Genomic DNA, 25153 nt, shown 5'->3' on the forward strand with positions numbered 1-25153 from the left:
TGTCAGGTCCGGCGCGTCCGCGTCTCAGCCCCGGCGGTCCGCGTACTCGTACACCGACCCGTCCGGATGCACGGCGATGAGGTTGCGGCCCCCGGGTGTCTCCACCGGGCCCGCGACGACGCGGGCGCCGAGGTCGGTGAGGACCCGGCCGGTCTCCTCCACGTCCTTGACGGCGATGGTCGCCGCGACCTTGCGCAGGACGTCGAGTTCGGACTCGGGCCCGCTCATCAGCAGAAAGCAGCCGATCGCGGCGACCGACACGCCCCCGCGCTCGAAGCGGAGCGCCCGGCCGCCCGCGAGCCGTTCGTAGAAGGGGACCGCAGTCTCCAGGTCGTCGACGCAGACGCGCAGCGTGGCTCCCAGAATCTCCATGAGGACGAGCCTAGTTGGGGGCGACGGCAGCGGGAGATCCTTTCGGCCGAACCCCGAACCCCGAACCCCGAACCCCGAACCCCGAACCCCGAACCCCGAACCCCGAACCCCGAACCCCGAACCCCGAACCCCGAACCCCGAACCGCGGACCCCGAACCGCGGACCCCGATCGCCGCTGGTGCCGGCTCGCGAAAAGTCGGGGGTGCCCAGGTTTGGGCGCGTCGGTCGGGGGGACGCGGAAAGCCCCGTACGACGAGCGATTCCGTCAGAGGAGCACCGTGAGTCGACCCCGCATTCTGATCGTCGGCGCCGGCTTCGCCGGGTACCGGACGGCCCGTGTCCTGTCACGGCTGGTCCGGCACAAGGCCGACATCACTCTGCTGAACCCGACCGACTACTTCCTGTACCTGCCGCTGCTGCCGCAGGTCGCCGCCGGTGTGCTGGAGCCACGCCGCGTCACCGTCTCGCTCCCCGGCACGCTGCCCCACGTACGTCTCGTGCTCGGTGAGGCGCGGTCCGAGGGGACCGACCTCGACGCGCGCACCGTGCGCTACAGGGGCCCGGAGGGCGACAGCGGCACACTGACGTACGACCGTCTCGTCCTCGCCGTCGGCAGCGTGAACAAACTGCTGCCCGTACCCGGTGTCGCCGAGCACGCGCACGGCTTCCGAGGGCTGCCCGAAGCGCTGTATCTACGGGACCACGTGATCCGGCAGATCGAGCTCGGCGCCGCGTCGGACGACCCGAAGAGCCGCTCGGCGCGCCGCACCTTCGTGGTCGTCGGCGCCGGATACACGGGGACCGAAGTCGCCGCCCAGGGAAAGCTGTTCACCGACGCGCTGGTGCGCAGCCGGCCCCTGCGTGAAGGGGCGCCACCACGCTGGCTGCTGCTCGACGTCGCCCCCCGCGTGCTGCCCGAACTGGGCGAGAGGCTCTCGCGCACCGCCGACCGTGTACTGCGCCGGCGTGGTGTCGAGGTGCGCACCAAGACGTCCGTCGAGGAGGCGACTTCCGATGGAGTCCGGCTCAGCGACGGGGAGTTCGTCGACACCCGGACGCTGGTGTGGTGTGTCGGAGTACGGCCCGATCCGCTGGTCGGGGGACTGGGGCGGCCCCTTGAGCGGGGGCGGCTCCTCGTCGATCCCCATCTTCAAGTGCCGAGCCATCCAGAGGTGTTCGCCTGCGGAGACGCGGCAGCGGTGCCCGACCTGGAGCGGCCCGGCCAGTACACGCCGATGACGGCCCAGCACGCCTGGCGCCAGGGGAGGATCGCCGGCCGCAATGTCGCCGCATCGCTCGGAATCGGCGAGCGCCGCGCCTACCGTCATCGCGACCTGGGCTTCACCGTCGACCTCGGGGGCGTCAAGGCCGCGGCCGACCCGCTGAACATCCCTCTCTCGGGGCCGGCGGCCGCGGCGGTCACTCGCGGCTACCACCTCGCCGCCATGCCCGCGAACCGGGCCCGTGTCGCGGCCGACTGGCTTCTGGACGCCGTACTGCCGCGCCAGACCGTGCAGTTGGGCCTGGTCCGCTCGTGGTCGGTGCCGCTCGACACGGCCTCGCCCGAGTCGGCGCGGGTGGCGGGAGCGCCCGCCGCAGAGGGGGCGTGTGAAGCACCCGCATCGCCTGAGCCCGTTCAGGGGGCCGTGAGCCGCTCGGAAGGAGCGTCATGAACACCCGCCAACTCATCGATCTGGCACAGCAGTTGCGTGTCGACAGCGTTCGCGCCGCCGATGCCGCGGGATCCGGGCATCCGACGTCCTCGATGTCCGCCGCCGACCTGATGGCGGTCCTGCTCGCCAACCACCTGCGCTACGACTTCGAACGTCCTCAGCACCCCGGCAACGACCGTTTCCTCCTCTCCAAGGGCCACGCCTCACCGCTGCTGTACTCCGCGTACAAGGCGGCCGGTGCCGTGAGCGAGGCCGAGCTGCTCACCTTCCGCAAGGCGGGCAGCCGGCTCGAAGGACACCCGACGCCCCGGCGGCTGCCCTGGGTCGAGACCGCCACGGGATCGCTCGGCCAGGGACTGCCCGTCGGTGTAGGTGTCGCGCTCGCCGGCAAACGGCTCGACCGCACCGGATACCGCGTCTGGGTGCTGTGCGGTGACAGTGAACTCGCCGAGGGCTCCGTGTGGGAGGCCGCCGAGCACGCCGGGTACGAGCACCTCGACAACCTCACCGTGATCGTCGACGTCAACCGCCTGGGCCAGCGCGGGCCGACCCGGCACGGGCACGACCTGGACGCCTACGCGCGCCGGTTCCGGGCTTTCGGCTGGCACGCCGTCGAGACCGACGGCCACGACGTGGAGGCGGTCGACCGCGCCTTCGCCGAAGCGGAGTCGACCGGCGGCCGGCCCACCGTGATCCTCGCCCGCACCCTCAAGGGCAAGGGCGTGGCGTCGGTCCAGGACCGCGAGGGACTGCACGGCAAACCGCTGCCGGACGCCGGTCAGGCGATCGCCGAACTCGGCGGTGTGCACGACCGGCGGGTGGACGTCCGGCAGCCCCCCGCCGCACGGACCGTGCACGCCGTACGGTCCGGACACCTCGACCTGCCGCGGTACGAAACCGGTGACGAGATCGCCACCCGGGACGCCTTCGGACAGGCGCTCGCCGCGCTCGGCGCCGCCCGCGGCGACATCGTCGCCCTGGACGGCGAGGTCGGCGACTCGACGCGCACGGAGTTCTTCGCCAAGGAACACCCCGACCGCTTCTTCGAGTGCTACATCGCCGAGCAGCAACTGGTCGCCACCGCGGTCGGCATGGCCGCGCGGGGCCGGGTGCCGTACGCCTCGACGTTCGCGGCCTTCCTCACCCGCGCCCACGACTTCGTCCGGATGGCCTCCATCAGCGGCTCCGGCATCAACCTCGTAGGCTCGCACGCCGGAGTCTCCATCGGCCGGGACGGGCCCTCCCAGATGGGCCTGGAGGACCTGGCGATGTTCCGGGCCGTGTACGGCTCGACCGTGTTGTACCCGTGCGACGCCAACCAGACCGCGAAGCTCGTCGCCACGATGGCGGACCTGGAGGGAATCCGCTATCTGCGCACCTCACGCGGTGCGAGCCCCGTCGTCTACAGCGCCACCGAGGAGTTCCCGGTCGGCGGCAGCAAGGTGCTGCGCGCCTCCGCCGGGGACCGGCTGACGCTCGTCGCCGCCGGCGTCACCGTCCATGAGGCGCTGGCCGCCGCGGAGATCCTCGACCGCGCGGGGATCCAGGTCCGGGTGATCGACCTCTACTCGGTGAAGCCCGTGGACCGCGCGACCCTGCGCGAGGCCGCCGAGGAGACCGGCTGCCTGGTCACGGTCGAGGACCACCGGGCGGAGGGCGGCATCGGGGACGCGGTGCTCGATGCCTTCACCGACGGCCGTCCCGTACCCCGCCTGGTGCGCCTCGCCGTCCGTGACATGCCGGGCTCCGCGAGCCCCGCCGAGCAGTTGCACGCAGCGGGCATCGACGCCGAGTCGATCGCGGCGGCGGCCCGGCTGCTGGTGGAGACGGCCGTGGTGCGCTGACCGGAGACCGGAGGGCACCATGGTCAGTACGCCGACGGTGCGGACCGGCTCTCCCGCCCGGCGGACGGGGCGAGCCCGGCACGCAAGCTCCGCCGACCTGCTGACGGAGGCCGGGGCGAGTGGATACGCGGGAGGAGACCTGTGAGCGCTCTGCGCTATGTCTACGCGATCTGCCGCCCCTTCGAGGCGGCACTGTCGGCCGAGCTGGCCGGGGTCGCGGGTGTCCCGCCCAAACTGCTGCGGCACGGCGGCCTGATCGCCGTGGTGGGTTCGGTCCCGGAGCGGGAATTCGACGCCGAGCCGCTGCGTCGCAGGCTGGAGGACGTCCAGTGGCTGGAGGCGACGGCTCGCGCCCATCAGGGCGTCATCGACGCGCTCACCGCCGTCACCAGTCCGCTGCCGCTCCGGCTGGCCACCGTGCTCCGGGACGACAGCGGCGTACGCGTGATGATGGAGGAACGCAGGGAGGATTTCCTGCGGACCCTCGACCGGTTCGACGGGCGGGTGGAATGGGACGTGAAGGTGCACGTTCCCCGGACCTCCGCGCATTCCGGGAAAATCGTGGAACGCGCGGATGAATTCACCCGGCGATTGCACGGCACTCTCTCCCGGTGTGCCGAGGAAACCCTGCTGCGCACCCCGCGGAGTCCGGCGCCTTCCGAAGAGGCGGACGCCGAGGTACTCGATGCCGCCTATCTCGTGCCGCGCGCGGAATCGGAGGAATTCGTGGAGCGGGTGAACGGAAGCGCGCGCGACGAGCCGGGTTTGCGGGTGGAGCTCACGGGGCCGTGGGCGGCGTACTCCTTCACGGGTTCCACGGGCCTCACCGGATTCGCCGGCCTTACGGGCTTTGCGCGGAACACGGGGAACGTGAGCGACACGGGGAACGCGCGGAACGCGGGGAACGCGAGCGGCACGGGGAATACGGGGAAAACGACGGATTCGGGGCGCGCGACGTGACCGTACCGCTCACCGGGTGAGCGGACGAACTGCGGCCCGGGGTCCAGAACCGTTCTGGACCTCGGGCCGTCAAGAATCTCTTCTCCTCGGAGAGGAAGGCCTACCACCTGTACCAGCGGCCCCTGCCTCCGGAGGCGCTCGTGCCTCGGACCAGGAATCCGAGCAGCCACAGGACGATGACCACCAGCGCTATCCACCAGAGAATTTTCAGTGCGAAACCCGCACCGAAGAGAACCAGCGCGAGCAACAGGACCAGCAGGATAGGAACCATAGTTTTTGACCTCCTGCTTTCCGTGTTTCCCGATATCGCGGGATCAGGCTTCCTTTCGGCAGAGAATTTCCCCGTGCAGTACGGAGAACCAGCCGTCCGCCTGCCGCCCCCATTGCCGCCAGGCGTCCGACACCGCACGCAGCCGCTCCGTGGTCGCGTGGCCCCCTTCCCTCGCGCGGTCCGCGTACGCCGATGCCAGCGTGCGGTCCGCCCACAGGCCGCTCCACCACTCCCGCTCGTCCTCGGTGGCGAAGGTCCAGGTGCTCGACGTGGCGGTGATGTCCCGGATCCCGGCGGCCAGTGCCCACGATTTGAGACGCCGGCCCGCGTCGGGCTCGCCCCCGTTGGCGCGGGCGACCCGCAGATAGAGGTCCTGCCAGTCGTCCATGCCCGGCACCGCCGGGTACCAGGTCATGGCCGAGTAGTCCGAATCGCGGACCGCGATGAAGCCGCCGGGCCTGGTGACCCGGTGCATCTCGCGCAGCGCCCGCACCGGATCGCCCACGTGCTGGAGCACCTGGTGGGCGTGGACCACGCAGAACGTGTCGTCCGGATACTCCAGCGCGTGGACGTCGGCGACCGCGAAGTCGACGTTGCGCAGGCCGCGTTCGGCCGCCGTCCGGCTGGCCTGGTCCAGGATGCCGGGCGCGTGGTCGACGCCGGTGACATGGCCGTCCGGCACCCGTTCCGCCAGGTCGGCGGTGATCGTGCCCGGACCGCAGCCGATGTCGAGGATCTTCATGTGCGGCTTCAGCGAGTCGAGCAGGTACCCCGCCGAGTTGGCTGCTGTGCGCCAGGTGTGCGAGCGCAGCACCGACTCGTGGTGGCCGTGGGTGTAGACGGCGGTCTCCTGCGGCTTCGACATGACCGTTCCCCTTCTCGTCGTACGGGGCCTCGCCGGGCGTGCGCGCACTCCCCGAGGCGATGACATCACCGTACGCGCGCATGTCGAATTATGAGACTGGCGTCTTGCCATGTGGACTGCGTTGGAGGGGTGTTGTGCCGAGCGGCGTCCCGGCGGGGCCGGGACGCCGGTGCCCGAGCGCGTGCGTGGACGGGGCCGGACCGGGCCTTCGTGGACGTGCGTCAGCGCGCGGGGCGGTAGACGGTCAGAGCCTCGGGGCTCTTGCTCAGTGTCACCTCACCGCCGACCTCGGTGACTTCACCGTCGTAGGCGAGGAGCGTGCCAGGCGCGACACCCTCGACGCGCAGCCGGCGCACCCGTACGGCCGCGTGGGCGGGGGAGCGAGTGAGGGGGCCCGCGAAGGCGGCGGCCAGCAGACGCAGCGCGGGATGGCGCCCGCCGTGCACGACCCGGACGTCGAGGCGCCCGTCCGCGAGATCGAAGCGGCGGGCGGGCGCCAGGCCCATCCGGTGATAGGTGCCGTTGCCGGCGAACAGGAGCCACAACGGGTGGGTGCGGCCGCCGAGTTCGGCCCGCAGCGGGTGGTGGTCGGCGCGCAGCACGCGCAGGGCGCCCAGCACACCGGCAGGCCAGCTGCCGATCACCCCGGACCAGTTCTCCCGCTCGCGCACCAGCTCCGGATAGATGCCCAGGCTGCAGGTGTTGAGGAAGATGCCCTCCCTGCCGCCGGACGCGAACCGGCCCACGTCCACCTGGACGGCCTCGCCCTCCTGGAGCGCGTGCACCAGGTCGCGTTCGCCCTCCACGCCGAGGTCGTGGGCGAAGTGGTTGAGCGTGCCGCCCGGCAGGACGGCGAGGGGGATGCCGTGGCGCAGGGCTACCTCGGCCGCGGCGTTCACCGTGCCGTCGCCGCCGCACACGCCCAGCACCCGGGCGCGGGTGGCAGCCTTCTCCAACTCCTCCTGTATGTCGGAGGGTTCGCACTCCACGATCTCCGCGCGCGGCAGCGCGCCGGCCAGCGCGCCGACCCGCTCCGAGCTGCCCGAGCCCGTGTTGGCCACCATGACCAGGCCCTCGCCCTCGGCCAGCGCGGGCGCGCCGGTGCGCGGCCGGCCGGGCGGGGTCACCTGGTCCCGGGTGGGCACCAGCCCGCGCACGGCGTACGCGGCGCCGACGCCGAGGGCCGCACCGGCCAGGACATCGCTCGGGAAGTGGACGCCGGTGTAGACGCGGGACAGCGCGACCGCCGCGGCGAGCGGTGCGACGGCCGCGCCCCAGCCACGGGACTCCAGCGCCACCCCGGTCGCGAAGGCGGCGGCGGAGGCCGCGTGCCCCGACGGGAAAGAGGTGGTGATCGGCTGCCGCTTCAGCTGCCGCACTGCGGGGACCGGGTCCAGGACGGGACGGGTGCGGCGCACCGAGCGCTTGCCGACCGTGTTGATGGTGGCGGAGGCGAGGGCGAGCGAGGCGACACCCCGCGCGGCGGCCCGGCGGGCCCGCGGAGTACGGCTCGCCGCCACGGCGGCGGCCGTCGCGAACCACAGGACGCCGTGGTTCGCGCCGCGGCTCAGCCTCGGCAGCACGGGGTCGCCGCCCGGCCAGTGCCGCGCGGCGACCGCCTCGAAGAGCCGGCAGTCCACTGCGAGGAGACGGTCCCGAAGGGCGTGGCGGCCCGGTACGAGGGCGGTGAGGTCGACATCCGGGGTCGTGGTCATGCGGGTCCGTCTACCCCGGATCAGGCGGTTCCCGCCCCCGCGCCGGGCCCTCCGCCCGATACGCGTTTGCCCCGCACCCCCGCTCCCCGGAGAATGCCTGCCCATGGGACATCTCGAAGCCGCACACCTTGAGTACTACCTTCCCGACGGGAGGGCGCTGCTCGGCGATGTGTCGTTTCGGGTGGGCGAAGGGGCCGTCGTCGCCCTGGTCGGGCCCAACGGCGCCGGGAAGACGACGCTGCTGCGGCTGATCTCGGGGGAGCTCAAGCCCCACGGGGGGACCGTCAACGTGAGCGGCGGGCTCGGTGTGATGCGCCAGTTCGTGGGCTCCGTACGCGACGAGACGACCGTGCGCGAGCTGCTCGTCTCGGTGGCCCCGCCGCGGATCCGTGAGGCGGCGAAGGCCGTGGACGCCGCCGAGCACGCGATGATGACCGTGGACGACGAGGCGGCGCAGCTGCGCTACGCGCAGGCGCTGTCCGACTGGGCCGAGGTCCGCGGATACGAGTCCGAGACCCTCTGGGACATCTGCACGACGGCCGCACTCGGCGTCCCCTACGAGAAGGCGCAGTGGCGGCTGGTCCGGACCCTGTCCGGGGGCGAGCAGAAGCGCCTGGTCCTGGAGGCGCTGCTGCGCGGCACCGACGAGGTGCTGCTGCTCGACGAGCCGGACAACTATCTCGACGTGCCCGGCAAGCGCTGGCTGGAGGAGCGGCTCAAGGAGACCCGCAAGACCGTGCTCTTCGTCTCCCACGACCGCGAGCTCCTCTCCCGCGCCGCCCAGAAGATCATCAGTGTCGAGCCCAGCCCGGCCGGGGCGGACGCCTGGGTGCACGGCGGCGGTTTCGCGACGTACCACGAGGCCAGGCGGGAGCGGTTCGCGCGCTTCGAGGAACTGCGCAGGCGCTGGGACGAGAAGCACGCGCAGCTCAAGAAGCTGGTCCTGAACCTGCGTCAGGCGGCCTCCATCAGCCATGAGTTGGCCTCCCGCTACGCTGCGGCGCAGACCCGGCTGCGCAAGTTCGAGGAGGCCGGACCGCCGCCGGAGCCGCCACGCGAGCAGGACATCAAGATGCGGCTGCACGGCGGGCGGACCGGAGTACGGGCCGTGACCTGCAAGGGACTTGAGCTCACCGGCCTGATGAAACCCTTCGACCTGGAGATCTACTACGGCGAGCGCGTCGCCGTCCTCGGCTCCAACGGCTCGGGAAAGTCCCACTTCCTGCGGCTGCTCGCGGGCGGCGAAGTCGCGCACACCGGCGAGTGGAAGCTCGGCGCGCGCGTGGTGGCCGGCCACTTCGCGCAGACGCACGCCCACCCGGAACTGGAGGGCCGCACACTCCTCGACATCCTGTGGGCCGAGCACTCGCAGGACCGCGGAGCCGCGATGTCCCGGTTGCGCCGCTACGAGCTGACCGCGCAGGCGGAGCAGCGCTTCGAGAAGCTGTCGGGCGGCCAGCAGGCGCGTTTCCAGATCCTGCTCCTGGAACTGGAGGGCTCGACGGCCCTGCTCCTTGACGAGCCGACCGACAACCTCGACCTGGAGTCCGCGGAGGCACTTCAGGAGGGCCTGGAGGCGTACGAGGGGACGGTCCTGTCCGTCACCCACGACCGCTGGTTCGCCCGCTCCTTCGACCGCTACCTGGTCTTCGGCTCGGACGGCCGCGTACGGGAGACGCAGGAGCCGGTCTGGGACGAGCGCCGCGTGGAGCGGGCCCGGTAGGCGGTGGGACCGGCGGGACCCGTGGGACCGGTGGTCTTCGCGGGGGAGCCCCGTGGAGTGCCGGAAGCCCGGCACCTCCCGGGGAGGCCCGGCACCCCGGATGTTCGTAGAGTGGAGGGAGTAGGTCTCGATCCATGGCTCCCTCCCGGACGCCGTTCGGGGCAGTGTCTGCCCGGGGCGGTGTCCGGACCGCACCGACGGCCACGACGAGCGGGGTAGCACCATGACCGGAGTCGACCCGGACCGGCTGGACGACCAGCAGCTGATGAAAGAGCTGGAGGCCATCCACCGCACCCGTCACGACACGCTGCTGCACGGTTCGAACGACGCGCTGCACACCCACAACGTGCGCATGGCCCAGCTGGAGGGCGAGTACCTGCGCCGCCACCCGCGCCGGCCCGTCTCGGCGGGCCGTACCCGTGACGGCGCCCGGGAGCGTGGACCCGCGGGGGTGCCGCCGGCATGACCGACCCGAACCCGATCCTGACCCGGCAGGCGGAGGCCATGGAGCTCTTCGGCCGCCGTGTCCACGCGATCCGCGACGACCAGTGGGACGCCCCCACACCGTGCACCTCCTGGAGCGTGCGCGACCTCGTCGGCCACCTCGTCTCCGAGCAGGCGTGGGTGCCCGCGCTGGTCCGGGACGGAGCCACCGTCGACTCGGTCGGCGACAGCCTGGACGGCGACCTGCTCGGTCCGGACCCGGTCGCCGCCTGGGACACCGTGGCCGACGCCTCCCGCACCGTGTTCGCCGAACCCGGAGCGCTCGACCGCACTGTTCATCTCTCGTTCGGGGACATGCAGGCGGGCGACTACTGTGCGCAACTGGTCACCGACCTGACGGTCCACACGTGGGACCTGTCCCGCGCCATCGGCGCCGACGAACGACTTCCCGAGGACCTGCTGTCCTTCGCGGTCCGGGAGGTCACCCCGCACGCGGCGGAACTGGAGAAGAGCGGACTCTTCGCGGCCCCGGAGGAGCCACCGCCCGGCGCGGACGTACAGACGAGACTGCTCTGCCTGGTCGGGCGCCGGCCCTGATCGCGTTCGCGCACCCGCTGTGAGCACGTCGTCGTGATCGGTGACGCCGGGCGGTGATGCCGCGGTCACACAGGGCCCCGAGGAGACGGGCGGCCCGGCTCGGGAGATACTGGGAGAGTGTTTGTCCCGCATGCCGCGGGGCAGACGCTGTCGCAGTGCTTCGGACAGGAGGCACGTCCGTGGGAGCGGTCATCCGCGCCATGGGTGTACTCGTCGTCCGGCGTACGGGTGCGTTCCCACGATGACTGTCCATTACACGGCACCATCAAGGGAGTTGCGACGCATCATGCGAACTCGAGCGAGCGCGACGCACCATCCGCACGACGACGCCCCCGACACCGCGGAGGCATTCCGCAGGCTCGCCATGCTCCCCCCGGGTGAGCAGCGCGACACTCTCCGCGCGGAGATCGTCGAGTCCTGGCTGCCGATGGCCGAACGGCTCGCGGGACGCTTCCGCAGCCGCGGCGAGAGCTACGAGGATCTGCGCCAGGTCGCGGCACTCGGTCTGGTCAAGGCCGTCGACCGTTACGACCCCGATCTCGGCAACGCCTTCGAGAGCTACGCGGTGCCGACGATCACCGGCGAGATCAAGCGCCACTTCCGTGACCACATGTGGACCCTGCACGTGCCGCGCCGGGTCCAGGACCTTCGCAACCGGGTCAGGTTCGCCAGCCAGGACCTGTCGCAGATCATCTCGGGCCGCCGGCCCACCGTCGCCGAGATCGCCGAGCACGCCCGGATGAGCGAGGAGGACGTCCTGACGGGCCTGGAGGCGCTGGAGAGCTTCACCGCGCTCTCCCTGGACGCCGAACTGCCGGGCAGCGAGGACGGCTACTCCCTCAGCGACGCCCTCGGTTCGCCCGACCCGGCGCTCGACACCGTCATCGACCGCGAGGCCGTCAAACCGCGGCTCCAGGCCCTGCCCGAGCGTGAACGCGCCATCCTCTACATGCGGTTCTTCAGCGACATGACCCAGAGCCGGATCGCCGACGAACTGGGCATCTCCCAGATGCACGTCTCCCGCCTCATCAGCCGCTGCTGCACCCAGTTGCGCGACCAGATCATGCGCGACGCGGCCTGAGTCCGTCGTCGGCCCGTCGCCCGGCGGAAGCCCGGGGAGCGGTCGGTTCAAGCCGGCCATGCCAGCCTCAGGGCGATGTGACGGGACATCAGATCCATCGCCTGTGCCTCCGCCATCGAGAAGGCGGGCCGGCTTCCGCTCCTGAACAGTGTCAACACCCCACGTACGGAACCGGATGCGCCGGGCAGCGGCACACACAGCAGGGACGTCACGTCGGCGCGGACGAGGACCGGGGCGCCCGAGGCGTCGCGGCCGAAGGACTCCGGATCCTCGGGACGCACCTGAAGAGCCGTGGACCCGCCGCGTACCGCCTCGGCGACGAGGGGACACGCGGCGGGATCCTGCGCGGCCACGGCCGCCACCTCCTCGCCGCATCCGGACGGGCCGAGGACGGCCGTACGCGACAGCCGTCCGTCCCCGGCGTCGGCCACCACCCAGTCCGCGAACCGCCCGTGCAGCACTTCGGCCGCCCGGGCCAGCACCGACGGACGGTCCCCGTCCGGACTGCCGAGCAGTGCCGTGGTCATGGCGTCCACCAGGTCCATCAGCGCCGCGTGCCGGGTCGTCGCGGACAGGCTCGGCACCGCCCGCCCCGGCGCACCTGGCCCCGAGGCACCCGGAGAATGCGAGGAGCCCGTGGAATACGGGGCACCCGGGGAACGCGAAGGGTTCCCCTCGTCCACCGGCTGGAGCACCACGAGTACGGCGGTCCGCGGCTCCCCGCTGGGCCGCAGCGCGGCGAGCGTCGCCCGCACGGGCGCCGACGGCTCCTGCTGGAGACGCACGGTGAGCCCGCGGTCGCCCTCGCCGCGGGCCACCGCCGCCGCCTGCGAGCGGAACGCGGCCCGGTCCGCGTGCGCGAGGAACCCGGTCAGCGGCCGACCGGTGGCGTAACCGGCCCGGACGCCGGTGAACGAGGTCGCCGCGAAGTTCATCCGGCGCACCACGCTCTCTCGGTCGACCAGCACGACCGGCACCGGCACCCGCTGGAACAGCGCCTTCAGGAGCTGTTGCTCCTGGCGGTCCACGGAACCGATGCCGGAGGGACCGGTCGCGGACAGCCGTTGGAAGGCCGGCCACAACTGCTCCGCCACATGGTCGAGTTCGAAGATGGCCGCGTCGAGGACCGTGGGCATCTCCTGGGCGGGTACGGAACGCGCCGCCTTCAACTCCGAGACGCGGCGCACGAAATCCGCGAGTTCTTCACCGAATTCGTCCGTCTGCGCCATGCGATGAACGTAACCCGGCCGAGGCGTGGCGCGGGGGACGGGGGCGGAACCCGCAGGACTTGTCCGGCGCAGGTGAGGGCGCTTGGTTCCGGCCTGGGCGAGAGCGGTCGTTTTCGGCGCGGTTGAGCGGGAAGGCGGAAGGAGAGGAGGAGCGAGCCATGCCGGAATCCGATCAACTCGGCCGTCTGGGACCGGAATCACCTGAGTCCGCCCTTCCCGGGAGGAGGCTCTCGGAACTCGCCGAACAGGCCACGCGCTGTGTCACGGACTGCTGCGGCGCCAGCAGCATGGTGTCCGGCGGCGGCTCGGAACGGCCGGCCGCGGTGACCCACCCCGACCTCGCGGGACTCGTCTCGGTACAACTGCGCTCCGGCGACGGGCCGATCCCGGCCGCTCTGGAACGCGGCCAACCCGTCGACTCGGCGGACCTGCTGGTCGAGGAGCGCTGGCCCGACTACCGGGCCGTGGCCCTCGACGCGGGTGTGCGCTCCAGCGTGACCATCCCCTTTCGCCGCTCCGGGCTGACCGTCACCCTCAGCCTCTACAGCTTCCGGCCCGGCGCCCTCGAAGGCGCCCCGCACGGCGCCGCCCGCGCGCTCGGCGACCACACCGCGACCGGCCTGGTCCGCGACCGCTCCTACCGCGCCGCACTCACCGAGCTCGACCAGCTGGGAACCGCGCTGCGCTCCCGGCCCGTCGTGGACCAGGCCTGCGGCATGCTGATGCACGTCCTGGGCTGCGACGCGGACCGGGCCTTCGCGGTCCTGCGCCGCATCTCCCAGGGCACCAACCGCAAACTGTCCGACGTCGCCGCGGCCGTCGTGGACAAGCGGGGACGTGGACTGGAGCTGGGGACGGAGAAGGAACCGGACTCCCAGACCGGGGTACGGGTGACGGGGCACGGGTGACGGGTGACGGGCGCCGGGTGCCCCCGTGACGGGCGGTGGGTGGCGCACGGGCGCGGCAGTGGGCGTCGTACGGCTGCGGGGCGGCCGTCGTGAGGGCGGCGGCGCCGGACGCCGTACGGGGTGAGGGCAGGACCGGCGGTGGGTCTTGCAGGGGGCGCGTCGGATGCCGTACACGGAGCCGGTCGCCCCTCGCCGCGATGTCACCCGCTCGGGCCCCTGTTTCCCGCGAATGGTGCCCGGCCGTTCGCGCCCGGCGGGACGGCGGGCTCTGATGGGCCCGAGGGACACGACGGCCGTGGCTCTCGGACCGCAGCCCCGCCGAAGGAGCCCCGCTCATGCGCCGTACCGCCCGTGTCCTGTACGCCACCGCCCTGGCCGGCGCCGCCCTGGGCGCCGCCGCGTCGGGTGCGTCCGCGGATCCGGCCGCGGAGGTCAGCCCGGGCTCCGTCGAACCCGGCGGCACCGTCACCATCAGGGTCACCTGCGACGCGATCGGGGGGAGCCCGCCCGACTTCATCGACGCCAGCTCCCAGGGTTTCCAGGAGGGCAAGGTCCAGCTGCACCGCGTCGAGGGCGCCGACCCGAACGCCGGCGGCGCCGCCTCCTACAGCGGCACGGCCCTCATCTCGTCCGGCGGGTCCGGCGAGTCCGACGCGGTTCCCGGCACGGCCGCGGACCCCGCCGCGGCCGGGTCCGGCGCGGGGCGCGGCTCCGCCGGGGTGAGTTCCGGCCCGATGGGTCCAGGCGCGTCAGGCGCTTCCGACGCGAAGAATCCCGACGCCGCGAGCACGGAGGCCGTGGACCCCGCCCCCGGGGGCGCGAACACCGTCGCGCCCGATGCCCTCGCGCCCGCCCCCGTCGCCGGCGACCCTGTGGTCCCCGATCCGCTGACCCCCGGCGCCGTGGGTGCGGAGTCCGCCGGTCCGGACACCGTGGGCCCGGATGACCTGGGCCCGGACACGGTGGGTCCCGACACGGTGGGTCCGGACTCGGTGGGTCCGGACTCGGTGGGTCCGGACTCGGTGGGTCCCGATACCGCGGCTCCCGGTACCGCGGTTCCCGACACGGTGGGCCCCGACAAGGCGGGCCCGGACGCCGGGGGCGCCGACGGCCCGTGGAACGTGGACGGGGTCTGTCCCGCGCCGCCCGGCGGTCAGGGGAAACAGTGGACCGCCTCGTACTCCGTGGCCCGGGGCGGCACGGCGACGCACGGACCCGACGACGGGACCGGCTCCGGCACCGGCGCGGGCATGGGTACCGGCGCCGGTGGGCGTCCGCCCACCGTCCAGCGCGGTGTACAGGCCGGTGAGGGCGGCGTGTTCACCGACTCCGTGCCGGCCCTGATCACCGGCAGCGTGCTGATCGCCGGGGCCGTGGGCGCGGCCGCGTACCGGCTGCACCGGCTGCGCAGGCGGCGGGCGGCACGGTGACGGTCGACGGCACGCCGGCTGACGATGTGACGGGCACGCTCCCGACAGCGTTTCCCAGAGCATTCCCGAGAGCACTCCGGATGGCACTCCCGAGTGAATTTCCTGGCGAACCTCCGGGCGAACCCCCGGGCGAACTCACAAGGGGACGCAGGGGACGGCATGCCTCTGCGTGCTGAGCGGCCCACGGCGCGGGTCGGCGAGCCGCGCGAGGTGAGCTGCGGGAGGGGGCGAAGACACCCGGAACCGTATGGACGAGCAGGCTCCGGGACAGGGAACGGCGGCACCCACGGTGCGGAGGCAGGTATGCGGCGGACGGCGCCGGAAGGCCACGGACCGGTCCGGTACGGGCCGCCGCTGCCCGATCAGGGCCTGCCCGTACTGCCGGAACTCCGCTCCGTGCTGGCCGCGGCCGCGGACCGCTCCGACGCCGAGCTCTTCGGCGGCGGCCCCGCGCTCCTCGACGCCGCGCGCGGCTACTGGACCCGGCGCGGACTGGCAGCCGCACCCGACCGGGTGGTGGCCGCGCCCGGAGCCCCCGCACTGCTGCTGGCGCTGACCGCGGCACTCGGCGGCGACGTCCTCGCGCCCCGCCCGTGCGCCGCGTGGTGGGCGCCGCAGGCACGCCTGCTGGGCAGCTCCGTGTTCCACGTGGCGACGCCCGCGGAGTGCGGTGGCCTCCCCGATCCGTACGCTCTCCTGGAGACCGTCCGCCGAGTCCGAGCGGAGGGCGGCGACCCGCGTCTGCTCCTGCTGTCCGTGGCCGACGACCCGACCGCCACCGTCGCACCGCCCGAGGTGGTGCACGAGACCGTGGAGGCCGCGGCGGGCGAGGGACTGCACATCGTCAGCGACGAGACCTGGCGCGACACCCTGCACCGGCCGCACGACACCGTACTGCTCAGCCCCGCCGAGATGCTCCCCGACGACGTCACCGTGATCTCCGACCTCGCGGGCGCCTTCCTGCCGCAGGGCTGGCCGGCCGCCGTCGCCCGCTTCCCCGACAACGACGGAGGCACGCTGCTGCGTTCCCGCGTCCTCGACGTGCTCACCGTGCTCGGCGCGCGCGTCGCCGAACCGGTCGCGGCGGCGGCCGCGTACGCGCTCGGCGAGCCCGCCGCGGTCACCGAACGGCTCACCGCCGCCGTACGCCTGCACGCGAGCGTGGCCGACGCCGCGCGGCGCGCGGTGGACGCCGCGGGCGCCGTCGTGCGCCCACCGCAGGCCGGCCGGCACCTGTATGTCGACCTCGGCCCGCTCCGCTCCGCCCTCGGCGCGCACGGCGTCGGCGACGCGCAGGACCTGGAGGACTACCTCTCCACCCGGCTCGGCATGCCCGCGCCGGGCGGACACCGCTTCGGCGACGACCTCGCCGCGCTCCGGGTCCGCCTCGGCACCGGGCCGCTGCTCGGCTCCACGGACGAAGAACGGGAGGAATCCCTCAGCTCCCCCTCGCCACTGGAACTGCCGCATGTACGCGACGCGTTGACCCGGTTGAGGTCGGCCTTCGACGATCTCCGCGACGACGCTCAGCGATGGGAGTCTCCTCGATGACGCAGCAGTCCGAGTCGACCACGAGCACGACGACGAAGGACACAGACGATCCCCCTGCGGCGGGTGCGGGCGGCCTGGGAGCGGGCGGGTCTGGCCCGCGAGAACCTGTGGGATCTGGCGGTGGGAGGCTCCCGGGTACTGGAGTGACAGGCCTTCCTGGAGGGGAAGGCGACGGCCCTACGAGCGTGTCCTGCCGCGGAACCTGCGCCACATGCTCGGCGCCGCGCTGATCGCGACCGTCAGCGCCACCGCCGCGACCACGCCCTGCCAGGGCTCGGGGAACAGCGAGCCCCCGAGGATCCCGATGATCTGGTAGGTGGCCGCCCACGCGAGACAGGCCGGGATGTCTCCGCGGGCGAACACACGCAGCGGCATCTTCGCCATCAGGCAGGCCAGCATCACCGGGATGCGGCCCGCCGGCACCAGGCGGGACAGGACGAGGACGGCGATGCCGTGGTCGGCGAGCTTTCGCTGCGCCTGGGCGAGCCGGTCCTCGGGCGCGCGCACCCGGATCGCCTCCAGCCAGCGCGATCCGTTCCTGGAACCCATGCCGCGCCGGCCGAGCCAGTAGAGCGACATGTCACCGAGGAATGCGGCGACCGAGGACACCAGGAACACCATCAGCAGCGCGAAGGGCGACGTCTGGTGGAAGGCCACCACCGCCGCCGAACTCACCAGCGCACCGGTCGGCACCACCGGCACCAGCGCGCCGATCAGCACCAGCAGGAACAGGGACGGATAGCCGAGCGCCTGCTGGGTGGACTCCGGCGGCACGGCCGGGGCCGCGGCGGACAGGAACGTCACGGGAGCGGCGCCTCCGACCGACAGGAGAAGAGAGAGAACCACCGCCCCCACGGCGGATGGGGCAATCACCGGGCGGCCTGCGGACGCACGCTCTCGCCCTGCCCCAGCAGGTGCACCGCGACCTGGGGCGCACGCTCGGCGGCCAGGCGCAAGAACTCCTCACCCGGCGCATGGAATTCATGGGGGCGCACGGCATCCATTCCGATGGGCCAGAACGTGCCGTAGTGCACCGGCACAGCGCTGCGCGGACGCAACGCGGCGAGCGCCTCGGCGGCACGCCCCGCGTCGAGATGTCCCTCCCCGAGATACGGACCCCAGCCGCCCACCGGCAACAGCGCCACGTCGACCGGTCCGACCTCCTCGGCCATGGAGGCGAACAGCCCCGTGTCCCCGGCGAAGTACGTCCGCGCCTCGCCCTCGACCACGTACCCCAGGGCGGGGGAGCGATGCGGTCCGATCGGCAGCCGCCGTCCGTCGTGCCGCGCGGGAACCGTGCGTACGACCAGGTCACCGACCCGGGTGCGGTCACCGGGCGCGACCTCCGTGAGCCGCAGATGGTCCAGCCTGCGCAGCCCCGGCACCGAGCGCCGGGCACCCCGGGGCACGAGCAGCCGAGTACCCGGAGCCAGTCGTGCCAGCGACGGCAGATGCAGATGGTCGGCGTGCAGATGGGAGACGAGCGCGACGTCGGCGACCGCCGCCGGGGGAGGGGGCGGCGCCCCGCGCCTGCGCCGCAGGTGCGCGAGCCGGCGCGCGAAGAGGGGATCGGTGAGCACGCGTGTCCCGGAGTCCTCCAGCGTGCAGGTGGCGTGCCCCCACCAGGTGATCTCCACCGGCACCTCTTTGCCTCCTTCGCACGACTCCCCCCGAGCCTACGGGCAGGAGTAGGGTCTGCGGCGAAACCCGGAGGTGAGGGGGACGCCATGAGAGACGCACGCGCTGCCTCCGGCACGCACGCCCGCAAGCGCTCGCACGAGTGGAGCGGCCCGGCGTCGCGGCCGCCGTCGCTTCGCGTCACGGCGATCGCGAGCCTGACACCTCTGGAGGAGCTCGACGCGGACCCCTTCCTCGTCGACTCCCGCAGCCAGCACGCGATGTGCGCCCGCTGGGCCGCCGAGCACGGCTATGTCGTCACCCGGGAACTTCTCGTACGCGGTCTGCGCCCCGACCACCGCGGTCTGTGGGCGGACGTCGAGGCGGGCCTCGTGGATCTGTTCGTCGCGCCCAGCCGCCGGGTGCTCGAACGGGCACTGGCCTCGGTCGAGGAGTTCACCGCCGAGTGCGTGCGCCGCGGCGTACGCGTCGAGACGGTGGGCACCGCCGAACCGTCGTACGACGCCCAGATGAAGGCCCGCGTCCACCGCCGCCTGTCGATGCCGACGGCCGGATACGACGGCCGTTGATCTCACCGCCGGGCAAGGTTCCGGAGGACTTCCCGCGGTTTTTGGGGACTTGTGGGGATCTCCGGCCGTTGTGACAGGGTGGGAGCAGGCCGCGCGGACCGGGCGGGCCGGGACGTGAGGTGGACTGGGCGTGGACGCAGGACGTTGGCGGCGCTTCGTCAGCGCGGCGGGGCGGAGTATCACGGTGTGGGCCGTGTCCACGCTCACCATGCTCGTCCTCGCCGGAGCGCTGCCCGATTTCCGTCTGCAGTCGGACAGCGGGGACAGCGCGACCCGGATCGCCGTCACCGCGGCGGTCGGCGCGGGCGTCTTCGGCCTTCTGTCCTCGCTGGTGTGGCCCCTGCTCGTGCGGGCCCTGCTGCTCGTCCCCGCCCTGGTGCTCGGTCTTCTCGTCTTCTTCCTGAACGGCTCGCTGCTGCTGATCGCCCTGCGGCTCAGCCCCTCCGGGCACGGTGAGGCGGCCCCCGAGACCGCCGTGGTCGTGGCCGCCGTGATGTCCGCGGTCGCCTCGGCCACCGGCGCCGCCCTCGCCGTACGGGACGACGACGCGTACCGCCGCCGGCTCTACCGCCTCGCGGACCGCCGCCGTCGGCGCTCCGCCGGGCACCCCGGTCCCTCGACGCACGGTGCGGTCTTCCTCCAGCTCGACGGGGTCGGGCACGACGTACTGACGGAGGCGGTCGGCAAGGGACTGATGCCGACCGCGGCCCGATGGCTGGACGGTAACCGTCCCACTCACAGGCTCACCCCGTGGCGTACCGACTGGTCCAGCCAGACCGGCGCCAGCCAACTGGGCATCCTGCACGGCACCAACCACGACGTCCCGGCCTTCCGGTGGTACGAGAAGGACACCCAGGAGGTCATGGTCTGCAACCGTCCGACCGGCGCCGCGGAACTGCAGCGCCGGGCCGTCGCGCACACCGGCGACGAAGGCCTGCTGGCCGTCGGCGGCGCGAGCCGCGGCAACCTCTTCAGCGGCGGCGCCGACGAGCTCGCCCTCGTGCTGTCCGTGGCCGCGCGCAGGGGACGGGACAACCGCTCGCGGGCGGGCTACTTCGCGTACTTCTCCGACCCGGCCAACGCCGTCCGAACGGCGATGTCGTTCGTCGCCGAAGTCTTCAGGGAGACGGGTCAGTCCACCCGGGCCCGGCTCGAACAGAGACGGCCCCGGGTCAAGCGCGGCGGGCTGTACCCCTTCGTCCGCGCGTTCGCGACCGTCGTCGAGCGGGACGTCGTCGTCGCCGCGGTGATCGGCGACATGCTCGCCGGGCGCAACGCGGTCTACGCGGACCTGGTGGCGTACGACGAAGTGGCACACCACTCCGGGCCGCGGAGCCGGGACGCCGAGAAGATCCTGGAGCGGCTCGACCGGTCGCTCGCGCTGATCGAGAAGGTCGCCGAGCACGCCCCGCGGCCGTACCGGATCGTCGTGCTCTCCGACCACGGCCAGAGCCCCGGGGAGACCTTCCTGACACGCTACGGCCTCAGCCTCGGCAATCTCGTCCGGGCCGGCTGCGGGCTGCCCGTGCCCCGCAGGGCTCGGCGGACCCACAGCGGTGCCGAGGCGCGGACCGCCGTACGGGCCGCGCTGCGCAGGCCGGTCGAGGAGCGTGACGAGCGGCGCGGGACGTCGGGGCGCCGCTCGGAGCCCCTGGTCCTGGCCTCCGGCAACCTCGGTCTCGTCTCCTTCCCCGACGTGCCGCACCGGATGAGCCGGGAGGAGATCGACCGCCGCCACCCCGCGCTGCTGTCCACGCTCGCCAACCACCCCGGCGTCGGCTTCCTCCTGGTCCGCAGCGAGGAGCACGGCGGCCTCGTGCTCGGCGCGCACGGCGTCGAGGTGCCGGTGGACCTCCTCGACGACGAACGCCCCGGCCCACTGGCCGACTTCGGCCCCGGTGCCGCCGACGCCGTGCGACGCACGCACTCCTTCCCGCACGCCGCCGACATCATGGTCAACTCCTCGTACGACCCCGCCGGGGGCGAAGTCCTCGCCTTCGAGGAGCAGATCGGCTCGCACGGCGGGCTCGGCGGCGCCCAGGGGCGGCCCTTCCTGCTCTCCCCCGTCGCCCTGTCCGCGCCGGTCGGCGTCGACACCGGACTCGTCCGCGCGGAGGCCGACTTCGCCGGCGTCGACACCGAACTCGTGGGAGCGGAGCGGGTGCACGACGTGCTGCGACGCTGGCTGCGCGAGTGCGACGGCCCCCAGGTCCCGCTCCCGGCCCACCCGGACGAGCGCGCCGCCTGACGGCCCACCAGGTTTCAGCGAGGCGGCGCGGGGCGAGTGCCCACGGTGCCGGAACCGTGTCAGTGATGCGGCCAGAACCCCGACCGGACCCTGCCGAACTCGTTCATCACCTGGAACGTGGGCGCGAAGCCGGGGCTGTGGGACACATCGCTCATGAAGACCGCGCTGCCCAGCGTCCCGGCGAGCGTCATGAACTTGCGCAGCGTGACCTGGTCGTCGCGGAACTCCTTCGCCGGGAGGTGGCTGTGCGCGTCCTCCAGAGCCTTCAGATGCCGCGTCAGCCGGTCCTTCGCCGCCACTTTGTCGTGGTCGTACAGGTCGTCCAGCGCGTAGAAGGTGACCTCGCTGGTCCACAGGCCCACCGCGTGCACCGTCACCGTCTCCTCCGACAGCGTGAGCGCCTGCGACAGATCGATCTCGTGCCGGCGGCTCTCGCGGGCCACGGTGTCCACGTACTGCACGACCGCTGTCCCCAGCCCCGTCAGCTCACGGCCCGGCGGCACCCTGACCTCCAGGACCACCCAGTACGTCTCCTCGAAGGCCAGGTCGGGAGCGAAGATCCGGACGCCCTTCTCGTCGTCGATGATGTCGGGCAGCGCCTTGGTGCCGTAGTCGTCACGGGCCCGGGCGGCTGCCTGTCCTGCCTCACGGAGTACGGCGGCGCGCGCCCTGCGGTCGGTGACCAGGTCGTGGCCGTACAGGTGCCGGATCTCGACCCCGGGATCGATGTCGAGCTTGAGCTGGATGTCGATGGCGGCCAGGTGGTCGCGCCTGCTCAGGTCCCCGAGGAGGTCCGCGCCGATCTGTTCCGGCCGGGTCACGAAGGTCGAGTGGCCGCCGGCCAGTCCCGCGAGGGCGGCCAGCTCGGGCATCCGGGCATCGGAGCCGAAACCGAAGCAGGACAGGGTGAGGTCGCCGCGCAGCTTGGCCGCGATGTTCGTACGGATCCTGATCCAGTCCCGTTCGCCGGACGTCGGGTCGCCGTCGGAGAAGAGATACAGGCAGTTGACGGTTCGCCCGCTCACCGAGTGGCGGCTGATCTCGTCGATCCCGTACTGCACTCCGAGGTTGATGTCGGTTCCGCCGCCGGCGGTCAGCGCGGACACCACGTTCGTGAAGCGCTCGGGGGTCAGGTCCCGCTTGGCGACCGCCGGCAGGACGGTGCGCACACTGTGGTCGAAGGTGATGATGCCCAGGCAGTCGGCGGGACGCAGCGCACGGTAGATCGTCTGCAGGGCGGCCTTCACGGTGTCGAGCTTCTCGCCCGTCATCGAGACGCTGGTGTCCACGGCGAAGACGAAGTTCACGGGCAGCGACTCGGTGGTGGGAGCGTCCTCGGGACGGGCTTCGCCCGCCTTGAGCGTGATCTCCACGAAGTGGGTGGTCGCCTCGCTCGCCTTGAACTCACCGGGAACGGCGGCGAGTCCATGACTCACGGCGACGGCCTCTCCGGCCCGGGGACCGGGCACCTGATCGGTGCGGGCCGCCACGAAGTCGTCGAACCTGATCTGATCCTGCCCGATGATGACGCCCTGCTCGATCAGATCCTTCACTCCGAGCACGGACCGCGTGCCGAAGGCGTTGTTGCGGCGGATGAAGAGGCCGTCGTGGGGGAGGGGACGGCCGGTGTCGCGGGGGGTGTGGAAGGGGCTGCGCGGGGGTGGGGAGGAGGAGAAGCGGCCGACGGACAGCGCGCTGTCGGTCTGGAAGGCACGGCCGTGGTACTCCTGAGCGTGCGACAGGAAATCCAGTACGTCCGGGTCGTCCTCGCCACCTGCCCGCCCGAACGCCGCGCAGGCGTCATCGCCAATGGCCGCAACCCGGTCGGCTGAGTCGTACACCGCGGGCCCGGGCGGGGTTGTGGACCTGGACAGCCGGTTGGCCGACGCGCCGGGGCCCGAGCTCCGGGTCGCAGCGGGCTCCTCCGGAGACCCCGGCCGTCGCCCCGGATGGATCACCCGTCCCTGACGCAGCCATCGCCACAGCAGACCGTCCGGGGTGCCGGGATCCGGGGCGGTGACGTCGGGGTGGACGACGGCGGTCACCGTGCCCGCCGGCCCGAGCGGTGACAGGGAGGTGAGCCGGTGACCGTTGAACGACGCGAAGCGATCACTTCCGAATACCCCCACATCGCGCAGGCCGAGGCGGGCGGCGAAGGCCCGGCACTCGATCTCGCGCCGCCGGCGGCGGAGGTAGTGCGGTCCGAAGCGCGTGGCGGGAGCGATCAGGTCGACCACCAGTAACGCCACCGGGCCCGAGAGCGGTGGTGCCGCCGGTGGTGACTGCGGGTCGCCCACGGCTTCGGGGTCGCACAGACGCAGTACGGCGCCGACCCGCAGCAAGTTCCAGAGTGTGGTGCCGGGCTCAGGCCACCGCGTGCCCGGCCTCTCACCTGGATGGACCACGAGCACCGCGTCGGGGTCCCGCGCGAGCAGCGCGTCCGCCTCCTCCTCGGTCCGTGCGACCGGCTCCCGTGGTGCCAGCCCCAGCGCGGCGGCCTGCCGCCGCGCCTCGGCCGCCGCCCGTTCCCCGGCGCCGTCCCTGCCGTCTCCGGTCGTGGGCGGTCCCACGTAGAGGACGGCTCCTCGCGGGGTCACCGGGGTCTTCTTGTCACCGCGCATGTTCACTCTCCGTCGTACGGGTGGGGAGCGGGCACCGGGCCTCCAGCTCGGTGAGGGTGCGCACTCCACCGTCGAACATTCCCTCGGCCCGCAACCGGCGCAGCCAGGCGTCGAGTTCGCGGTCGAGTCCCGTGCTCTCCTCGGTCAGCCGCGCGGCCCGGTCGCGCTCCGCCTGGTCGTTTCCCAGCAGCAGGAGCATGATCTTCAGTGCCAGGCTGTGCGGATTTCGGGCGTCGAGCTTGAGCGCCTCCTCGACATAGCCGGAGGCGACCCGGATGTTCGAGCGGGCCAGCGCGATCCGCGCCTTCCAGTACCAGAACTCCTCCGAGTCCCGGTCCGCGGGTGAGGCCTCCAGCGCCCGTTCCGCCTGCTCCGGTTCCTTGCGCGTCACATGCCTGAGCACCGCGACGAGCGACCGCTCCGCCTCGGTGACCCCGGCGTCCCGTCGGCGGGACCGCGATCCGGTGGTCACCCTGGCCGCGATGAACAGCACGGCCAGCAGGAACAGCAGGATCATTCCCACGAGCACCACGAACTGCTGGATGCCCTTGCTCTCCGCGAGCGTCGCGAAGATCCCGAGGATCGCGACGGCGAAGGCGAGCACGATCACGGCGCCGAAGAGCGCCGTCGCCTGGGCCGAGGTGAGGGTTCGGAACATCCTGGTGCGGATGATGTCGCGTACGAAGTCCCGGTAGAGCAGATACAGGACGCCGAGTGCGACTCCGCCGAATCCCGCGATTCCCCCAAGGACTTGGAAGAGTTCGACCATGTCATGGACTGTAGGGCCTTGTCGTAACTCCCGTCAGGGGAATCACAGCGACGACCCGGCGGATCGCCGCCCCGTCCGGCGGGTACGGCGGCCCCGGGTGTGATCGGATGGGGGCACGGACCCCGGCAACGGGACCACACCCGAAAGGAATCATCGTGGCAACCACGCGCACCGCACACACCGTGTGGGAAGGCAACCTGCTCGAGGGCAACGGCGTCGTCACCTTCGACTCCTCCGGCATCGGCCAGCAGCCGGTGACGTGGGCGTCTCGGGCCCAGGACGCGAACGGCAGGACCAGCCCCGAGGAGCTGATCGCGGCCGCCCACTCCAGCTGCTTCTCCATGGCGCTGTCGCACGCCCTCGCGGGCGCTGGCACCCCGCCCACCAAGCTCCTCACCAACGCCGACGTCACCTTCCAGCCCGGCGAGGGCATCACCGGCATCCACCTCACGGTGGAGGGCACGGTGCCGGGCCTCGACAACGACGGCTTCGTCGCGGCGGCCGAGGACGCCAAGAAGAACTGCCCGGTCAGCCAGGCCCTGACCGGTACGACCATCACCCTGTCGGCGAAGCTCGCCTGACGTTCGTACGCCGATGCCGCGTCCTCCCCGTGGGGGCGCGGCATCGGCGTGTCCGCCCCCGCCC

The 25153-nt window shown here is 72.6% G+C and carries 22 protein-coding genes; 13 read left to right on the top strand and 9 right to left on the bottom strand.

The window, feature by feature from the left end:
- Positions 1 to 24: 24 nt before the first annotated feature.
- Entirely contained in the window at positions 25 to 372 is a 348-nt protein-coding gene (locus ACFYW8_RS26555; RefSeq protein ID WP_365872384.1) for a VOC family protein, read from the bottom strand.
- A gap of 278 nt (positions 373 to 650) precedes the next feature.
- Here ACFYW8_RS26555 and ACFYW8_RS26560 point away from each other — a divergent pair, with 278 nt between their 5' ends.
- From ACFYW8_RS26560 to ACFYW8_RS26570, 3 genes are all read left to right on the top strand, one after another.
- Entirely contained in the window at positions 651 to 2045 is a 1395-nt protein-coding gene (locus ACFYW8_RS26560) for an NAD(P)/FAD-dependent oxidoreductase (protein WP_389080936.1), read from the top strand.
- Positions 2042 to 3889: a transketolase gene (locus tag ACFYW8_RS26565; protein WP_389080941.1), complete on the top strand. Its 1848-nt coding sequence runs from the start codon at positions 2042 to 2044 to the stop codon at positions 3887 to 3889. Before ACFYW8_RS26560 ends, ACFYW8_RS26565 begins: the two co-directional genes overlap by 4 nt.
- A gap of 141 nt (positions 3890 to 4030) precedes the next feature.
- Positions 4031 to 4849, top strand: coding sequence for a GvpL/GvpF family gas vesicle protein (locus ACFYW8_RS26570; protein ID WP_389080945.1), 819 nt, complete (start codon positions 4031 to 4033; stop codon positions 4847 to 4849).
- 100 nt (positions 4850 to 4949) lie between these two features.
- Here the strand turns inward: ACFYW8_RS26570 and ACFYW8_RS26575 are convergent, their stop codons facing one another.
- The 3 genes from ACFYW8_RS26575 to ACFYW8_RS26585 form a co-directional block, all read right to left on the bottom strand.
- Positions 4950 to 5120, bottom strand: a complete 171-nt coding sequence (locus tag ACFYW8_RS26575) for a hydrophobic protein (RefSeq protein WP_261705026.1) — start codon at positions 5118 to 5120, stop codon at positions 4950 to 4952.
- 43 nt (positions 5121 to 5163) lie between these two features.
- Entirely contained in the window at positions 5164 to 5985 is an 822-nt protein-coding gene (locus ACFYW8_RS26580) for a class I SAM-dependent methyltransferase (protein WP_389080953.1), read from the bottom strand.
- Between the two features lie 221 nt (positions 5986 to 6206).
- Positions 6207 to 7700, bottom strand: a complete 1494-nt coding sequence (locus ACFYW8_RS26585; RefSeq protein ID WP_389080958.1) for a bifunctional phosphatase PAP2/diacylglycerol kinase family protein — start codon at positions 7698 to 7700, stop codon at positions 6207 to 6209.
- Positions 7701 to 7803: 103 nt separating this feature from the next.
- Here ACFYW8_RS26585 and ACFYW8_RS26590 point away from each other — a divergent pair, with 103 nt between their 5' ends.
- The 4 genes from ACFYW8_RS26590 to ACFYW8_RS26605 all read left to right on the top strand — a co-directional run bounded on the left by ACFYW8_RS26590 (position 7804) and on the right by ACFYW8_RS26605 (position 11545).
- Entirely contained in the window at positions 7804 to 9423 is a 1620-nt protein-coding gene (locus tag ACFYW8_RS26590; protein ID WP_365872394.1) for an ATP-binding cassette domain-containing protein, read from the top strand.
- A gap of 223 nt (positions 9424 to 9646) precedes the next feature.
- Positions 9647 to 9889, top strand: a complete 243-nt coding sequence (locus tag ACFYW8_RS26595) for a DUF6158 family protein (protein ID WP_261705022.1) — start codon at positions 9647 to 9649, stop codon at positions 9887 to 9889.
- Positions 9886 to 10464: a TIGR03086 family metal-binding protein gene (locus ACFYW8_RS26600; RefSeq protein ID WP_389080969.1), complete on the top strand. Its 579-nt coding sequence runs from the start codon at positions 9886 to 9888 to the stop codon at positions 10462 to 10464. Before ACFYW8_RS26595 ends, ACFYW8_RS26600 begins: the two co-directional genes overlap by 4 nt.
- Positions 10465 to 10750: 286 nt before the next feature.
- Positions 10751 to 11545, top strand: a complete 795-nt coding sequence (locus ACFYW8_RS26605; RefSeq protein WP_389080973.1) for an RNA polymerase sigma factor SigF — start codon at positions 10751 to 10753, stop codon at positions 11543 to 11545.
- A gap of 47 nt (positions 11546 to 11592) precedes the next feature.
- Here the strand turns inward: ACFYW8_RS26605 and ACFYW8_RS26610 are convergent, their stop codons facing one another.
- A complete protein-coding gene (locus tag ACFYW8_RS26610) occupies positions 11593 to 12774 on the bottom strand; it encodes a PAS domain-containing protein (protein WP_389080978.1) in 1182 nt (393 codons plus the stop codon).
- A 158-nt stretch (positions 12775 to 12932) separates the two neighbouring features.
- Here ACFYW8_RS26610 and ACFYW8_RS26615 point away from each other — a divergent pair, with 158 nt between their 5' ends.
- The 3 genes from ACFYW8_RS26615 to ACFYW8_RS26625 all read left to right on the top strand — a co-directional run bounded on the left by ACFYW8_RS26615 (position 12933) and on the right by ACFYW8_RS26625 (position 16663).
- A complete protein-coding gene (locus ACFYW8_RS26615) occupies positions 12933 to 13682 on the top strand; it encodes an ANTAR domain-containing response regulator (RefSeq protein ID WP_389080981.1) in 750 nt (249 codons plus the stop codon).
- 335 nt (positions 13683 to 14017) lie between these two features.
- Positions 14018 to 15112, top strand: a complete 1095-nt coding sequence (locus tag ACFYW8_RS26620) for a hypothetical protein (protein ID WP_389080986.1) — start codon at positions 14018 to 14020, stop codon at positions 15110 to 15112.
- 303 nt (positions 15113 to 15415) lie between these two features.
- Positions 15416 to 16663: an aminotransferase class I/II-fold pyridoxal phosphate-dependent enzyme gene (locus ACFYW8_RS26625; RefSeq protein WP_389080990.1), complete on the top strand. Its 1248-nt coding sequence runs from the start codon at positions 15416 to 15418 to the stop codon at positions 16661 to 16663.
- 177 nt (positions 16664 to 16840) lie between these two features.
- Here the strand turns inward: ACFYW8_RS26625 and ACFYW8_RS26630 are convergent, their stop codons facing one another.
- Both ACFYW8_RS26630 and ACFYW8_RS26635 read right to left on the bottom strand, forming a co-directional pair.
- Entirely contained in the window at positions 16841 to 17467 is a 627-nt protein-coding gene (locus ACFYW8_RS26630) for a DedA family protein (RefSeq protein ID WP_389080995.1), read from the bottom strand.
- 65 nt (positions 17468 to 17532) lie between these two features.
- The gene (locus ACFYW8_RS26635) at positions 17533 to 18306 is read right to left on the bottom strand and encodes an MBL fold metallo-hydrolase (protein ID WP_365872410.1); all 774 of its coding nucleotides are present in this window, start codon (positions 18304 to 18306) and stop codon (positions 17533 to 17535) included.
- Between the two features lie 84 nt (positions 18307 to 18390).
- On the opposite strand from ACFYW8_RS26635, the gene ACFYW8_RS26640 reads away from it, so the two are divergent.
- Positions 18391 to 18870 carry a hypothetical protein gene (locus ACFYW8_RS26640; protein WP_389081003.1) on the top strand — a complete coding sequence of 160 codons (480 nt, stop codon included), beginning with the start codon at positions 18391 to 18393 and terminating at the stop codon, positions 18868 to 18870.
- Positions 18871 to 19078: 208 nt separating this feature from the next.
- On the top strand, positions 19079 to 21118 hold the full coding sequence (locus ACFYW8_RS26645) for an alkaline phosphatase family protein (protein WP_389081473.1): 2040 nt from the start codon (positions 19079 to 19081) through the stop codon (positions 21116 to 21118).
- Positions 21119 to 21177: 59 nt separating this feature from the next.
- Here ACFYW8_RS26645 and ACFYW8_RS26650 read toward each other — a convergent pair whose 3' ends face one another.
- Together ACFYW8_RS26650 and ACFYW8_RS26655 are read right to left on the bottom strand one after the other, a co-directional pair.
- Positions 21178 to 23739 carry a VWA domain-containing protein gene (locus tag ACFYW8_RS26650; protein WP_389081008.1) on the bottom strand — a complete coding sequence of 854 codons (2562 nt, stop codon included), beginning with the start codon at positions 23737 to 23739 and terminating at the stop codon, positions 21178 to 21180.
- Positions 23729 to 24508, bottom strand: coding sequence for a hypothetical protein (locus ACFYW8_RS26655; RefSeq protein ID WP_389081014.1), 780 nt, complete (start codon positions 24506 to 24508; stop codon positions 23729 to 23731). The genes ACFYW8_RS26650 and ACFYW8_RS26655 overlap by 11 nt, the downstream gene beginning before the upstream one ends.
- A 155-nt stretch (positions 24509 to 24663) precedes the next feature.
- On the opposite strand from ACFYW8_RS26655, the gene ACFYW8_RS26660 reads away from it, so the two are divergent.
- Complete coding sequence (locus ACFYW8_RS26660; protein WP_355771011.1) at positions 24664 to 25089, top strand: OsmC family protein; 426 nt, start codon at positions 24664 to 24666, stop codon at positions 25087 to 25089.
- The last annotated feature ends 64 nt before the right edge of the window (positions 25090 to 25153 follow it).

The sequence above is a fragment of the Streptomyces sp. NPDC002742 genome, assembly GCF_042888885.1.
In the GTDB taxonomy this organism is placed as follows: domain Bacteria; phylum Actinomycetota; class Actinomycetes; order Streptomycetales; family Streptomycetaceae; genus Streptomyces.

What these genes read in the sequence shown, in the direction of transcription:
- ACFYW8_RS26605 (WP_389080973.1), top strand. Translation starts at nt 10,751, where the DNA reads ATGCGAACTCGAGCGAGCGCGACGCACCATCCGCACGACGACGCCCCC.
- ACFYW8_RS26565 (WP_389080941.1), top strand. Translation starts at nt 2,042, where the DNA reads ATGAACACCCGCCAACTCATCGATCTGGCACAGCAGTTGCGTGTCGAC.
- ACFYW8_RS26595 (WP_261705022.1), top strand. Translation starts at nt 9,647, where the DNA reads ATGACCGGAGTCGACCCGGACCGGCTGGACGACCAGCAGCTGATGAAA.
- ACFYW8_RS26650 (WP_389081008.1), bottom strand. Translation starts at nt 23,739, where the DNA reads ATGCGCGGTGACAAGAAGACCCCGGTGACCCCGCGAGGAGCCGTCCTC.
- ACFYW8_RS26580 (WP_389080953.1), bottom strand. Translation starts at nt 5,985, where the DNA reads ATGTCGAAGCCGCAGGAGACCGCCGTCTACACCCACGGCCACCACGAG.
- ACFYW8_RS26625 (WP_389080990.1), top strand. Translation starts at nt 15,416, where the DNA reads ATGCGGCGGACGGCGCCGGAAGGCCACGGACCGGTCCGGTACGGGCCG.
- ACFYW8_RS26585 (WP_389080958.1), bottom strand. Translation starts at nt 7,700, where the DNA reads ATGACCACGACCCCGGATGTCGACCTCACCGCCCTCGTACCGGGCCGC.
- ACFYW8_RS26655 (WP_389081014.1), bottom strand. Translation starts at nt 24,508, where the DNA reads ATGGTCGAACTCTTCCAAGTCCTTGGGGGAATCGCGGGATTCGGCGGA.
- ACFYW8_RS26645 (WP_389081473.1), top strand. Translation starts at nt 19,079, where the DNA reads ATGCTCGTCCTCGCCGGAGCGCTGCCCGATTTCCGTCTGCAGTCGGAC.
- ACFYW8_RS26615 (WP_389080981.1), top strand. Translation starts at nt 12,933, where the DNA reads ATGCCGGAATCCGATCAACTCGGCCGTCTGGGACCGGAATCACCTGAG.
- ACFYW8_RS26620 (WP_389080986.1), top strand. Translation starts at nt 14,018, where the DNA reads ATGCGCCGTACCGCCCGTGTCCTGTACGCCACCGCCCTGGCCGGCGCC.
- ACFYW8_RS26555 (WP_365872384.1), bottom strand. Translation starts at nt 372, where the DNA reads ATGGAGATTCTGGGAGCCACGCTGCGCGTCTGCGTCGACGACCTGGAG.
- ACFYW8_RS26600 (WP_389080969.1), top strand. Translation starts at nt 9,886, where the DNA reads ATGACCGACCCGAACCCGATCCTGACCCGGCAGGCGGAGGCCATGGAG.
- ACFYW8_RS26640 (WP_389081003.1), top strand. Translation starts at nt 18,391, where the DNA reads ATGAGAGACGCACGCGCTGCCTCCGGCACGCACGCCCGCAAGCGCTCG.
- ACFYW8_RS26575 (WP_261705026.1), bottom strand. Translation starts at nt 5,120, where the DNA reads ATGGTTCCTATCCTGCTGGTCCTGTTGCTCGCGCTGGTTCTCTTCGGT.
- ACFYW8_RS26590 (WP_365872394.1), top strand. Translation starts at nt 7,804, where the DNA reads ATGGGACATCTCGAAGCCGCACACCTTGAGTACTACCTTCCCGACGGG.
- ACFYW8_RS26610 (WP_389080978.1), bottom strand. Translation starts at nt 12,774, where the DNA reads ATGGCGCAGACGGACGAATTCGGTGAAGAACTCGCGGATTTCGTGCGC.